Here is a 12,703-nt window from a genome sequence, read left to right as displayed (position 1 = left end):
CGTCCAGCCTCGCGCTGCTCCGGACCGTTCCTGTCCCTTGGCTATCAACACAACTGATCCTACGATGGACGGAATCCAAGTCAAGAACGACACCAAGCCCGTATCCAGTCGGATTCCAGACTGTGGGCGGTAAATTCCGGGGGATCCCGCCAACCTGCCCCGCCGAACTCGAAAACGGTGAGCCGATATGAGTGACCTGCTGGAGCGGCTGCGCGAGCGTGGCTGGCGGATGACCTCCCAGCGGCGCGTGGTCGCGGAGGTGCTCGACGGTGACCACGTGCACCTCACGGCCGACGAGGTGCACGCCCGCGCGGTGGAGCGGTTGCCGGAGATCTCCCGGGCCACCGTCTACAACGCCCTGGGCGAGCTGGTCTCCCTCGGCGAGGTCCTGGAGGTCACCACCGACGGCCGGGCCAAACGGTACGACCCCAACGCGCACCACCCGCACCAGCACCTGGTGTGTTCCGGCTGCGGACTGATCCGCGACGTCCACCCCACCGGCGATCCGCTGGCCGGCCTGCCCGCGGAGCAGCGGTTCGGCTTCATGGTGTCCGGGGTCGAGGTCACCTACCGGGGGCTCTGCGCCTCCTGCGCATGAGACGGGGCCGGGCCCGCCGCACGGGGCGGCGGGCCCGGCCCGAATGCGCCCCTACGGGTTCGCGCGCACGGTACGCGAAGTGGACGTCAGCCGAGCCGGACGTCAGCCGAGCTGGACGTCGGTGTCGGGCCGGGCGACCTTGAACAGCGCCCGGGCGATCACGGCGGCGTCCGCCTCGGTGAGGTGCGCGGAGAAGTGCTTCTGGATGCTCCGCATGTAGACCGGGGCCGTCGCCCGATGGGCCTCGGCCCCCTGTGGGGTGATGACGGCCCAGGACGCCCGCTTGTCGTGGGGGTCGGGCAGTTTCTCGACCAGGCCGGCGCGCACCATCTCGTCGATCAGGCGGCTGACCCGGGTGCGGCTCAGGACCACCCGGTTGGCCACTTCCTGCATCCGCAGCCCGTGCTCTCCGGCCGCCTTGAGCTCGAGCAGCACGTCGTACCACGTCAAGGGGATCCGGCCGTCGCGCTGCACGTCGCTCTCGATGGCGCGCACCGCGGTGTTGTGCGCGAGGAGCATCGCCCGCCACGCCTCGAGTCGATCGTCCTGTCCGTTCACACCGCGATCCTACCCCCATTGCGTGCGCCCGCACACACTTGTTAAGGTGCGTGCGTACGCACTTATTGGTCCCTGATTTTCGGAGGCTGGCTCCATGGCGGTTCAAAACCTCTCCCGCGACGAGGTCAAGCAGAAGCTCGACGGCGGTAAGGCCTCGGTCGTCGAGGCCCTGCCGGAGCAGTACTACAAGGAGGCGCACCTGCCGGGGGCGCTGCTCCTCCCCCTCGACGACGTCGACGCACTGGCCCCCGGCCTGCTGCCCGACAAGGACGCCGAGGTCATCGTCTACTGCACCGGTACGACCTGCTCCAACTCGGGGATCGCGGCCGAGCGGCTCGCGGAGCTCGGCTACTCGAAGGTCTTCACGTACAAGGACGGCAAGGAGGACTGGATCGGGGGCGGCCTCCCGACGGAGTCCGGAGCCTGAGCGGCGCCCGGGACGTCACCGCGGCCCGTCGGGCCGCACGGTTGCCGCCCTGAGGGCAAACCGGTGTGCCGGGCCCGCCTGTTGGCGGGCCCGGCACCGGCGTCGGCCGTCAGACGCGGTCGGCTGCGATCAGGAGGTACTGGAAGGAGCCGTCCTTGTAGGACTCGATGAACGCCTCCTCGATACCGGTGACCAGCGAGGACGTGGCCCGCAGCTCCCAGTAGGGCAGCGTCGCCGGGGTCAGGTCGATGACGGCCTGCGGCACGAGCCGGTTGTCCGCCATGGCCCGCAGGTACTCCCGGCGGGAGTGGATGTTGCACTCGAAGTGCGCGTTGATCTGGGAGACCCACTTCGAGGGCTGGCCGTAACGCGGGTTCCAGCAGCCGGTGATGGTCACGTACCGGCCGCCGACCTTCAGGACGCGGGAGTGCTCGGCGAAGAGGTCGTCCAGGTCGACGTACATGCTCGACTCGTTGTTCCAGGACGCCGTGGCCCGCCCGGTCTCGAAGGGCGTGCCGAGCATGTTGCAGACGCGGGCCCGGACGTGGTCGTCGATGCCGAGCTCGCGGGCGCGCTGGTTGGCGAAGTCGGCCTGCTTGGCGGACAGGGTGACGCCCTCGACCTTGCAGCCGAAGCGCTGGTGGGCCATGACCATCGAGCCGCCACGGCCGCAGCCGGCGTCCACGAGGGTGTCCTCGCGGCCGACGGGGCCGAGGTGGTCCAGGAGGAGTTCGGCCTGCGCCGACTCCAGCCGGTGGAGCTCGGCGACGAGCTTCTTCTCGTACGCGCCGTCGCCGGCGTCGCCGAGGGCGGAGTGGTCGACGTCGCCGATGCCGTAGTGGTGGTGGTAGAGGCCGTCCACGTCGCCGAGGCGCAGGTTCACGGGCCTGGCCTCGTTGTTCCAGTAGCGGGCGATGTCCCCCTGGTAGGGGGTCGCCGGCCCCGGAATGATCACGGAGGCCGGGGTGGTGCCGTTGGAGCTGGTGGTCAGATCAATGCTGGTCACGAATGAAGTCCGTCCTTACCAGAAGTCGGGCAGGCTGTAGCGATAGGTATTGGTCTGGTGCCAGTAGTGGTTGCCGTCGACCCAGACGGCGACTCCCCGCAGGAAGCGCAGCACGCTCGGGACGGGGCAGGCCGCGGCCAGGGCGGCGGCCTCCGCTTCGAAGGCGTGCATGAGGTCGTTGTGGACCTCGACCGCCTTCAGGTAACCCTCCTGGTCGGAGGTCCCCTCCCGGTCGGCGATCACCACGGGAAGGTTCATGTGCCGCCCGGGGGCGGCGAGTTCCTTGGTGTAGGAGTACAGGTCGTTGACGATGGTGGCGGCGTTCCCGGCGAGTGAGATGACCCGTTGCATCGGCGCCTGGGCGTGCAGATCGGCCGGGAGTTCGTACCCGCCGACGGTGTCGGTGATGGTGGGGCAGGGGCGGAAGTTGTTGAACTGCCGCATGGCCAGGTACTCCCACACCTCGGGGACGTACTCGGTCTGGCTCCAGGCCGCCTCGGCGAGGTACCCGAGGTGCAGCCGGGCCATGTCGTGCCGGTAGCGGTCCGCCTGCGAGGTACTGGCCTGCGCGAGGAAGTACTCCATGGCGGAGCTGTAGGCGCGCCGGGGCGCGTCGGACTGGAGCGACCGCGCCCACTGCGGCTCGTACTCATTCGTCGTGTGGAGGGGGTCGATGGCGGTGTGCGCCAGCAGAAGGCGTCCGCCGAGGCCGATGGGCGAGCCGCCGTGGTCCTCGCAGTAGTAGTCGTCGACCGCGTTCTCGGCGACCATCAGCCGGGCGGCGACCATCAGGTGCTCGACGGTGGGGGCGTCCGGGTGGCAGGCCACCATGTAGCGGCCGATGTGGAAGCCGTCGAACTGGTTCTCCCAGGCGTCGGGGAACAGATCGACCTCGTCCACCGCCCAGGCCTTGATCCGCCGGCCGACCTCCTCCACCCGCACCGGGTCGGGCTCCGGCACGGGGTGGTAGTAGAGGCCCGGGATCGGGTTTCCGGCCGCCGGCGCCCCGGGCTCCGGAGCCGCCGCGGGCGCGGGGGCTCCCTCCCGGCGGGCCGGGTGCAGGCCCGCCGTGCCCAGGCCGCTGGGTCCGCCCAGGAGCCGCAGGAGGGCGGCGCTGGGGGCCGGCGGGGCGGGCGGGGCGGGCGTACTTGCCGTGGTGGGCGGGGCTGCTGATGGCGGCGGGAAGGACAGGCCGGGCCCTGCGGGCAGGCCCGGCAGTGCGGGCAGGCCCGGCAGGCCGCCGGACGCGTGGGCCTGGGCGCTGCCGAGGACGTGGGCCCCGAACTGGGCCGCGGCGCCGGGCAGGCTCGACTGCAGAGGGGAAGGCCCGGGCTCGGGCATCCGTGACTCCTTGGTGAGGTGGGTGGTCCGTCCCGGATCCCGGGCGCGCAAGACACCCCCTAGAGGGTCCGGGCTGTCGTCGTACGGGGCCTCCGGCCGGTCAGTCGCTCCGGCGGGCGATCTGCACGTTCTCCAGGACTCCGAGCGCGTCGGGCACCAGGATGGCGGCGGAGTAGTAGGTGGTGACCAGGTAGGAAATGATCGACTTCTCGTCGATGCCCATGAAGCGGACCGACAGGCCCGGCTCGTACTCCTCCGGCAGGCCGGTCTGGCGCAGCCCGATGACGCCCTGGTTGTCCTCACCGGTGCGCATGGCGAGGATCGAACTGGTGTTTTCCTTGGTGATGGGGATCTTGTTGCAGGGCAGGATCGGGACCCCGCGCCAGGCCGGGACCTGCTGTCCGCCCACGTCCACGTGGTCCGGGTAGAGCCCGCGGGCGTTCATCTCGCGGCCGATCGCCGCGATCGTGCGGGGGTGGGCGAGGAAGAGCTTGGTGCCGCGGCGGCGGCAGAGCAGCTCGTCCATGTCGTCCGGGGTGGGCGGGCCGGAGTGGGTCTGGATCCGCTGCTTGAAGGCGGCGTTGTGCAGCAGGCCGAACTCCCGGTTGTTCACCAGCTCGTGTTCCTGGCGCTCGCGCAACGCCTCGATGGTGAGCCTGAGTTGCTCCTCGGTCTGGTTCATCGGACCGTTGTAGAGGTCGGCGACCCTCGTGTGGACCCGCAGGACGGTCTGGGCGATGGAGAGTTCGTACTCGCGCGGCTTGGATTCATAGTCGACGAACGTGCCGGGCAGTTCGGCCTCGCCGGTGTGGCCGGCCGACATCGCGATCTCGGCCTCGCCGTGCTTGTTCTGCCGCTGCAGGGGCAGCGAGCTGAACCGCTCGATGTGCTCCTGGAGGTGCGGCGCCCCGGACAGGATCCCGGCGAAGTCGGCGCGGGAGAGCGTGAGCAGGGTGCCGGGGGTCTCGGCGGTGGCGGTGTAGTCCCACCGGGCGTCGGAGTCCAGCAGGGCGTTCTCGCCGAACCGGTCGCCGTCGGCGAGTACCGCGACGGAGATCTCGTCGCCGTACTTGCCCGCGGAGGTCTGGCTGATCCGGCCGTGGGCGATCAGGTGGATCTGCTCGGCCGGAGCACCCCGCTCGACCAGCACCTCACCGGCCCGGAAATCGCGCTGGACGCAGCGGCCGGCGATCGCCGCCAGTACTTCCTCGTCGTCGAAGCCGCGCAGCAGGGCCAGTTCGCCGAGCTCGCGCGGGATCACCTGGACGCGGGCACCGTCCTGGACGAACTCGATGCTCCCGTCGCCGACGGTGTAGCTCAGCCGGCGGTTCACCCGGTAGGCGCCGCCCTTGGTCTCGACCCAGGGGAGCATCCTCAGCAGCCAGCGGGAGGTGATCTCCTGCATCTGCGGGGCGGACTTGGTCGTGGTGGCAAGGTTGCGGGCGGCCGACGTGCCCAGGCTGGACTGCTTGGGCGGATCCAGCTGTGCTTCCGGGCTGGTGTCAACAGTCATCGGTCGAGCTCTCCTTCATCAGCGGGAAAGGAAGGCGAACGTCTGGGCGTCCGTCCAGATCCCGGGGAACCGTAACGGCGGAGATACCGGCCCACCCATGAAAAAACGTTGCCGTTGCTTCGTTCTAGTGATCTTGTCCCGCTCGGGGTTTGTTTGGCGGACCGATGGTTTCCAGCCGGGTCCGCGAGGCTGCCCCGCCCTGTCCGTCGCCCTCAGGGCGCCTCGATGTCGCCGGCCTTCGTCGAATCCACCAAGATGTGCTTGACCGATCAATCCTCGGCACGTAACTTCGACCGAACCTACTCGAGAGCCACTGGAAGGAGGCGAAGCCGGATGTCGACCATCTCCGTACCGCTTCGCCTCGCACACCAGACCGCCTGGGCTCCGGGTCGGGTAGCACACGGCTGCTGAACAGCCCCTTTCCCGGCGTGCCCCATCGCGGCCCCGGAAATTTTCCATCAGTCTGTCATCACCCTGCCACCACGTACGGCGCCTCTTTGCGTGCCGATTTGTCGCGCTCCGGGTCATCGAGCTGCGACCACTGAACGAGAAAGCTCCTGCACATGGCGACTAGGACAGTCCGATCGACCGCGCCCCGGAACGGGGACCTCCCGTGGTAGCGGCGCGGATCACCGTCAACGGGAAAGAAACACCGATCTCTCCGGCCGCAGCCCACACCTCGGTGCTGGATTTCCTGCGCGACCGCGGCCTCACCGGCACCAAAGAGGGCTGCGCCGAGGGTGAATGCGGCGCCTGTTCGGTGCTCGTGGCCCGGCCCGGGGTGAACAAGCCCACCGACTGGGTGGCGGTCAACGCCTGCCTCGTTCCGGTCGCGGCGCTCGACGGGCAGGAGGTCGTCACCTCCGAAGGCCTCGCCACCGTCGACGCGTCCGGCGCGCCCACCGCGCTGCACCCCGTGCAGGAGGAGATGGCCGTCCGCGGCGGCTCCCAATGCGGTTACTGCACACCGGGGTTCATCTGCAGCATGGCCTCCGAGTACTACCGGCCCGACCGCTGCGCCCATGCGGACTCGACCGCGGACCAGGCTGCGGACCCGGCTGCGGACCCGGTCGGCCACGCCGACTCCGAGCACGGCCCGAACGGTTTCGACCTGCACGCGCTGAGCGGTAACCTGTGCCGCTGCACCGGTTACCGCCCGATCCGCGATGCCGCCTTCGCCGTCGGTTCGCCCGCCGAGGACGACGTGCTGGCGCAGCGACGCGAGCAGTCCCCGCCCGAGGCCGCCACCACCGAATACACCCAGGACGACAGTGCGTTCCTGCGCCCGGCCTCCCTCGCGGAGACGGTGCGGCTGCTGCGAGAGCGGCCCGAGGCGGTGGTGGTCGCCGGCAGCACCGACTGGGGGGTGGAGGTGAACATCCGGTCCCGCCGGGCCCCTTGTGTGGTCGCGGTCGACCGGCTGCCCGAACTGCGGGAGCTGCGCGTCGAATCCGGTCACATCGAGATCGGGGCGGCGCAGACGCTCACCGAGATCGAACGCCGGCTCGACGGCAGCGTCCCGCTCCTGGCGGAGCTGTTCCCGCAGTTCGCGTCCCGGCTCATCCGCAACAGCGCGACCCTCGGCGGCAACCTGGGTACCGGCTCCCCCATCGGTGACAGCCCGCCGGTGCTGCTCGCGCTGGAGGCCTCGCTGCTGCTGGCCGGCGCCGACGGCGAGCGCGAGGTCCCCCTGGCCGAGTACTTCACCGGCTACCGGCAGAGCGTGCGCCGTCCCGGCGAGCTGATCCGCGCGGTGCGCATCCCGCTGCCGCTGTCGCCCGTCACGGCCTTCCACAAGATCGCCAAGCGGCGCTTCGACGACATCTCCAGCGTCGCGGTCGCCTTCGCCCTGGACATCGAGGACGGGATCGTCCGCAAGGCGCGCATCGGCCTGGGCGGCGTGGCCGCCACCCCGATCCGCGCCCTCACCACCGAGGCGGCCCTGGAGGGCAACGCCTGGACGGCACAGACCGTCGAGGCCGCGGCCCGGATCCTGCGGGCCGAGGGCACCCCGATGGACGACCACCGCGCCAGCGCCCTCTACCGCTCCGCGATGCTCGGCCAGAGCCTGAACAAGCTGTACGCGCAAACCACCGAGGCGGTGTCGTCATGAGCCAGTTGTCCCAGCGTCCCGAAAAGCCCGTCGTCGGGGTTTCGATGCCGCACGAGAGCGCGAACCTGCACGTCACCGGTGCGGCGCTCTACACCGACGACCTGGTCCACCGCACCAAGGACGTCCTGCACGCCTACCCGGTCCAGGTCATGAAGGCCCACGGCCGGATCACGGCGCTGCGCACCGAGCCGGCGCTCGCCGTGCCCGGTGTGGTCCGCGTACTGACCGGCGCCGACGTGCCCGGCGTCAACGACGCCGGAATGAAGCACGACGAACCGCTGTTCCCGGACTCCGTCATGTTCCACGGCCACGCGGTCGCCTGGGTGCTGGGCGAGAGCGTGGAGGCGGCCCGGCTCGGTGCGGCGGCCGTCGAGGTGGAACTCGACGAGGAACCGTCCGTGATCACCCTGCGGGAAGCGATCGAGACCGAGAGCTTCCACGGCGCCCGGCCCCTGATGGTGACCGGCGACGTCGACGCCGGCTTCGAGGACTCCGCGCACGTGTTCACCGGCGAGTTCCAGTTCTCCGACCAGGAGCACTTCTATCTGGAAACGCACGCGGCGCTCGCTCTCGTCGACGAGAACGGGCAGATGTTCGTCCAGAGCAGCACCCAGCACCCCTCGGAGACCCAGGAGATCGTCGCCCACGTACTCGGCCTGCACAGCCACGAGGTGACCGTGCAGTGTCTGCGGATGGGCGGCGGTTTCGGCGGCAAGGAGATGCAGCCGCACGGGTTCGCGGCCATCGCCGCGCTCGGCGCCAAGCTCACCGGCCGGCCGGTCCGGGTACGGCTCAACCGGACGCAGGACCTGACCATGTCGGGCAAGCGCCACGGGTTCCACGCCACGTGGAAGATCGGCTTCGACGCCGAGGGCCGCATCCAGGCCCTGGACGCCACCCTGACCGCCGACGGCGGCTGGAGCCTGGACCTGTCCGAGCCCGTGGTCGCCCGCGCGCTGTGCCACATCGACAACACCTACTGGATTCCCAACGCGCGCATCGCCGGCCGCATCGCCAAGACCAACAAGGTCTCCAACACGGCCTTCCGCGGTTTCGGCGGACCCCAGGGCATGCTGGTGATCGAGGACATCATGGGCCGGTGCGCGCCGCTGCTCGGCCTGGATCCGATGGAGCTGCGCGAGCGCAACTTCTACCGGCAGGGACAGTCGACGCCGTACGGGCAGCCCGTCCCCCACCCCGAGCGGATCTCCGCCATCTGGCAGCAGGTCCGGGACGACGCGGCCCTGGCCGATCGGGGGCGCGAGATCGCGGCCTTCAACGCCTCGCACCCGCACACCAAGCGGGCGCTCGCGATGACCGGGATCAAGTTCGGCATCTCCTTCAACCTCACCGCCTTCAACCAGGCCGGTGCACTGGTGCTGGTCTACAAGGACGGCTCCGTCCTGATCAACCACGGCGGCACCGAGATGGGGCAGGGCCTGCACACCAAGATGCTGCAGGTTGCCGCGACCACGCTCGGCATCCCGCTGCACAAGGTACGGCTGGCCCCGACGCGCACCGACAAGGTGCCCAACACCTCGGCGACCGCCGCCAGTGCGGGGGCGGACCTCAACGGCGCGGCGGTCAAGAACGCCTGCGAGCAGATCCGCGAGCGGCTGCTCCAGGTGGCCGGCACGCAGCTGGGTACGAACGCCTCGGACGTGCGCATCGTCGAAGGCGTCGCGCGCGCCCTCGGCAACGACGGGGAACTGGCCTGGGACGACCTGGTGCGCACCGCGTACTTCCAGCGGGTCCAGCTCTCCGCGGCCGGTTTCTACCGGACCGAGGGCCTGCACTGGGACGCGAAGGCGTTCCACGGCTCGCCGTTCAAGTACTTCTCCTACGGGGCGGCCGCGACCGAGGTGGAAGTGGACGGCTTCACCGGCGCGTACCGGATCCGGCGGGTGGACATCGTCCACGATGTCGGCGACAGCCTCTCCCCGATGATCGACATCGGTCAGGTCGAGGGCGGTTTCGTGCAGGGCGCGGGCTGGCTGACGCTGGAGGACATGCGCTGGGACTCCGGCGACGGCCCGAACCGCGGCCGCCTGCTGACCCAGGCCGCGAGCACCTACAAGCTGCCGAGCTTCTCGGAGATGCCCGAGGAGTTCAACGTCAGGCTGATGGAGAACGCCACCGAGGAGGGCGCGGTCTACGGGTCCAAGGCGGTCGGTGAGCCCCCGCTGATGCTGGCCTTCTCGGTGCGCGAAGCCCTGCGGCAGGCGGCCGCGGAGTTCGGGCCCGCGGGAATCAGCGTGGAGCTGGCCTCGCCGGCCACGCCGGAGGCGGTGTACTGGGCGATCGAAGGAGCCCGCAACGGCATTGCGTTCCGCGACGGGCAGCCGGCCGACGGCAGCGGAGTCCTCGCCGACGCAAGCGCATTGAGCAATGTCTGACATGAGTTGGGTCGCCGCGGTCGCGCGGTTGCGGGCACGCCGGGAACCCGGCGTGCTCGTGACCGTCGCGGCCGTGCGCGGCCACGCGCCCCGCCGGGCCGGTGCCAAGCTCGTCGTGGGACGGACCGAGACCTGGGGGTCGATCGGCGGCGGCAACATCGAGGCCGTCGCCATCGACCGGGCGCGCGAGCTGTGCGGCGCGGCCGATCAGGAGCCGGAGCTGATGGAGTTCGCCCTGAACGACAAGGTCACCGGCCGGCACGGCGTGCAGTGCTGCGGAGGAGCCGTCACCGTGCTGCTCGAACCGCTGCCGGTGGTCCAGGCGGTGGCCGTCTTCGGCGTCGGGCACGTCGGGCTGGAACTGGCGCGCATCCTGGCCCGCCAGGACCTCGACCTGCACCTCGTCGACAGCCGCCCCGACATGCTCGCCGACGAGCGGCTCGGTGTGCTCATCGACGCGGTGGCGCAGGTCCACGTCCACCACACCCCGCTGCTGCCGGAGACGGTGCTCGGGGAGTTGCCGCCCGGCACCCACGTCCTGATCATGACGCACGATCACGCCGAGGACGCCGCACTGTGCGACGCCGCCCTGCGCACCGACGGTCTCGGCTCGATCGGTCTGATCGGCTCGTCCGCGAAGTGGGCGCGGTTCCGGCAGCGCCTGGCCACCGAGGGCGGTCACGACGCCGGCACCATCGACCGGATCACGACCCCGATCGGATTGACCGAGATCACGGGCAAGGAGCCCGCCACGATCGCGGTGAGCGTCGCGGCGGACCTGCTCCGCACCTTCGAACAGGACCGCCAGTGGGCGGTCCCGAACACCATCGCCGACGTGGCGTACCCGACGGTCGCCGGCGGCGCGTGAGTCCTCGCGGGCGCACGCGCCGCCGGCGGCCGGGCCTGGCCGGGCGGTCCCGCGCGTCGCTCAGTGCGCGGCGGCCCGCGCCGGGCGCCTGAGCAGGTAGCCGGCCGCGCCCAGGACGAGCACCGCCATGCACGCGATGAACACCAGTCCCGCGCCCTCCAGCCCGAGGAGGCCCTCCAGTACGCCCACCCCGATCACGGGCAGCGAGATGCCCGTGTACGCCACCAGGAACAGCGTGGAGATCACGGCTGCCCGCTGGTCCGCGGGAGCCGCCCCGGCCACGGCGGACAGCGCCCCGCGGAAGGCGAGCCCCTGCCCGAGCCCGCTGACGAGGGCACTCAGCACCACCAGCGCCAGCAGGTCCCACCACAGTGCGCCCGCGAGCAGCGCCAGCCCGGCGAGGAGCACGACACACCCCAGCGGCAGCGAGCGGTCCACCCCGACGCGGCCGACGGCCAACTGCCCGGCGGTGGAGGCGAAGAAGGCCAGGGCGACCACCAGCCCGCTCACGGCCCGGTTGTGCACGTCCAGGGACTCCGCGAGGAACGCCGGGCTGACGGAGGTGAACACCCCGAACAGGGCGAAGCCCACGAACGCGGCGGTCGCGGCCGGCCCGAACACCACCCGCACCTGCGGGGGCAGAGCGGGCTTCTGCGGTCGTACGGTGCTCAGCGGCCGCCGCTCGCGCACCGTCTCCGGAAGCCGCAGCAGGACGACGGCCGCGCCCGCCACGAGCGCGAGGTGCACCACGAAGGGGAGGTACAGCGGCCAGGAGGCGTACTGCGCGAGGATTCCGGCGAGCAGCGGGCCGCAGCCCAGTCCGCCCATGTTGGCGGCCGTCGCGACGAACGTGGCCCGCGAGGCGCCGCCGGGCGGTGCCAGCTCCATCACGTACGCCGTGGCGGCCCCGGTGAACAGGCCGGCGGACAGACCGGACAGCAGCCGTCCCGCGTACAGCCAGGGCATCCCGTCGGCGCACAGGAAGCAGACGGCGCTCGCCGCGGCGAAACCCAGCCCCGCCAGCAGTACAGGCCGCCGGCCCACGGCGTCCGAGGCATTGCCCGCCAGCAGCAGTACGCCGATCACCCCGAAGGCGTACACGGCGTACACCACGGTCACCATCAGCGCGGAGAAGCCGAACTTCTCCTGGTAGAGCCCGTAGAGGGGGGTCGGCAGCGTGGTGCCGGCCATGCAGACGGCGAAGACCGCCCCGCCCAGCAGGCACCGGCGCCACCCTTGTCGATCTTGATCCATGCCGCTGACCGTATCCCGGCGGGAGCCCGGGGCTCGCGTCAGTACACCAGTTTGTAGGTCACGTCCTTGGGGACCGGGTCCGGTGCGGTGTCGGTGTAGAGGAGCCGGATCATGGTGAAGCGCCGCAGATCGGGATGTTCCGGCCAGGTCTGCGGATGACTCAGCGTCACCGTGACCGGGTAGGCGCGGAAGCGGCCGGCCGCGCAGTACGGGCGGCAGTCGTTCACCATGTCGGTGCCGGTGGCCGTGGCGCTGCCCGGCCCCCAGCTGTCCCACCGGAGGCCGACGAGCCGGTTGTTCCCGTCGCCACAGGCGAGGATGTACTCCGCGGGGCGCATCTGCGCCTGCGAGAAGCAGTCGACGAGCACCACCGGATCCCGTGGATCCGGGGTCCGCGCCGACGACGCGGCGCCCCCGGTGTGTGACGCGGCGCCGCCGGTGTGTACGGAGGAGGCCGCGGAGGTCGGGAGCACGGCGGCCGTCAGGGCCGCCACCGTGCACAGCAAGGTCGCCGTCCGCACCTTGCGCCGGGATGCGCGTGCGGGGCGGCCACCTGCGGAAACGTTCACGGAAGACCTTCCTTGCCACTTTGCGCACCGCCGGCACCACCGGGGTCTTCCCAGCTTCCC

General features: G+C 70.8%; 11 protein-coding genes. 5 read left to right on the top strand and 6 right to left on the bottom strand.

Going from position 1 to position 12,703, the window contains the following annotated elements; all coding sequences use genetic code 11:
- Positions 1–187 precede the first annotated feature (187 nt).
- Positions 188–598, top strand: coding sequence for a Fur family transcriptional regulator (locus AC3IYI_RS35845; RefSeq protein ID WP_243332408.1), 411 nt, complete (start codon positions 188–190; stop codon positions 596–598).
- Between the two features lie 102 nt (positions 599–700).
- Here the strand turns inward: AC3IYI_RS35845 and AC3IYI_RS35840 are convergent, their stop codons facing one another.
- Positions 701–1,156 (bottom strand): MarR family winged helix-turn-helix transcriptional regulator, encoded by a 456-nt coding sequence (locus AC3IYI_RS35840; protein WP_489407600.1) that lies wholly within the window; start codon positions 1,154–1,156, stop codon positions 701–703.
- 94 nt (positions 1,157–1,250) lie between these two features.
- Between AC3IYI_RS35840 and AC3IYI_RS35835 the strand changes: the two genes are divergently transcribed.
- The gene (locus AC3IYI_RS35835; protein WP_489407599.1) at positions 1,251–1,583 is read left to right on the top strand and encodes a rhodanese-like domain-containing protein; all 333 of its coding nucleotides are present in this window, start codon (positions 1,251–1,253) and stop codon (positions 1,581–1,583) included.
- Positions 1,584–1,692: 109 nt separating this feature from the next.
- Here AC3IYI_RS35835 and AC3IYI_RS35830 read toward each other — a convergent pair whose 3' ends face one another.
- The 3 genes from AC3IYI_RS35830 to AC3IYI_RS35820 all read right to left on the bottom strand — a co-directional run bounded on the left by AC3IYI_RS35830 (position 1,693) and on the right by AC3IYI_RS35820 (position 5,443).
- Entirely contained in the window at positions 1,693–2,589 is an 897-nt protein-coding gene (locus tag AC3IYI_RS35830; protein WP_489407598.1) for a geranyl diphosphate 2-C-methyltransferase, read from the bottom strand.
- Positions 2,590–2,604: 15 nt separating this feature from the next.
- Positions 2,605–3,930: a family 2 encapsulin nanocompartment cargo protein terpene cyclase gene (locus AC3IYI_RS35825; protein ID WP_489407597.1), complete on the bottom strand. Its 1,326-nt coding sequence runs from the start codon at positions 3,928–3,930 to the stop codon at positions 2,605–2,607.
- A gap of 100 nt (positions 3,931–4,030) precedes the next feature.
- Positions 4,031–5,443, bottom strand: a complete 1,413-nt coding sequence (locus AC3IYI_RS35820) for a family 2B encapsulin nanocompartment shell protein (RefSeq protein WP_489407596.1) — start codon at positions 5,441–5,443, stop codon at positions 4,031–4,033.
- Between the two features lie 613 nt (positions 5,444–6,056).
- Between AC3IYI_RS35820 and AC3IYI_RS35815 the strand changes: the two genes are divergently transcribed.
- Genes AC3IYI_RS35815 through xdhC form a run of 3 tightly spaced genes read left to right on the top strand, consistent with a single transcriptional unit; the run spans position 6,057 to position 10,820 of the window.
- Complete coding sequence (locus AC3IYI_RS35815; protein WP_489407595.1) at positions 6,057–7,556, top strand: xanthine dehydrogenase small subunit; 1,500 nt, start codon at positions 6,057–6,059, stop codon at positions 7,554–7,556.
- Complete coding sequence (gene xdhB / locus AC3IYI_RS35810; RefSeq protein WP_489407594.1) at positions 7,553–9,952, top strand: xanthine dehydrogenase molybdopterin binding subunit; 2,400 nt, start codon at positions 7,553–7,555, stop codon at positions 9,950–9,952. Before AC3IYI_RS35815 ends, xdhB begins: the two co-directional genes overlap by 4 nt.
- 1 nt (position 9,953) lies before the next feature.
- Positions 9,954–10,820, top strand: coding sequence for a xanthine dehydrogenase accessory protein XdhC (xdhC, locus tag AC3IYI_RS35805; protein ID WP_489411793.1), 867 nt, complete (start codon positions 9,954–9,956; stop codon positions 10,818–10,820).
- Positions 10,821–10,880: 60 nt separating this feature from the next.
- On the opposite strand, the gene AC3IYI_RS35800 is transcribed toward xdhC, so the two are convergent.
- Together AC3IYI_RS35800 and AC3IYI_RS35795 are read right to left on the bottom strand one after the other, a co-directional pair.
- Complete coding sequence (locus AC3IYI_RS35800) at positions 10,881–12,074, bottom strand: MFS transporter (RefSeq protein ID WP_489407593.1); 1,194 nt, start codon at positions 12,072–12,074, stop codon at positions 10,881–10,883.
- A 38-nt stretch (positions 12,075–12,112) separates the two neighbouring features.
- Positions 12,113–12,643 carry a hypothetical protein gene (locus AC3IYI_RS35795; protein WP_489407592.1) on the bottom strand — a complete coding sequence of 177 codons (531 nt, stop codon included), beginning with the start codon at positions 12,641–12,643 and terminating at the stop codon, positions 12,113–12,115.
- Between the last annotated feature and the right edge of the window lie 60 nt (positions 12,644–12,703).

The organism is Streptomyces sp. GL_148, assembly GCF_057834205.1.
This window is presented reverse-complemented; position numbering and strand designations above follow the sequence as displayed.

Coding starts and splice junctions, on each gene's coding strand:
- xdhB (WP_489407594.1), top strand. CDS start 7,553: ATGAGCCAGTTGTCCCAGCGTCCCGAAAAGCCCGTCGTCGGGGTTTCG.
- AC3IYI_RS35835 (WP_489407599.1), top strand. CDS start 1,251: ATGGCGGTTCAAAACCTCTCCCGCGACGAGGTCAAGCAGAAGCTCGAC.
- AC3IYI_RS35825 (WP_489407597.1), bottom strand. CDS start 3,930: ATGCCCGAGCCCGGGCCTTCCCCTCTGCAGTCGAGCCTGCCCGGCGCC.
- xdhC (WP_489411793.1), top strand. CDS start 9,954: ATGAGTTGGGTCGCCGCGGTCGCGCGGTTGCGGGCACGCCGGGAACCC.
- AC3IYI_RS35845 (WP_243332408.1), top strand. CDS start 188: ATGAGTGACCTGCTGGAGCGGCTGCGCGAGCGTGGCTGGCGGATGACC.
- AC3IYI_RS35800 (WP_489407593.1), bottom strand. CDS start 12,074: ATGGATCAAGATCGACAAGGGTGGCGCCGGTGCCTGCTGGGCGGGGCG.
- AC3IYI_RS35820 (WP_489407596.1), bottom strand. CDS start 5,443: ATGACTGTTGACACCAGCCCGGAAGCACAGCTGGATCCGCCCAAGCAG.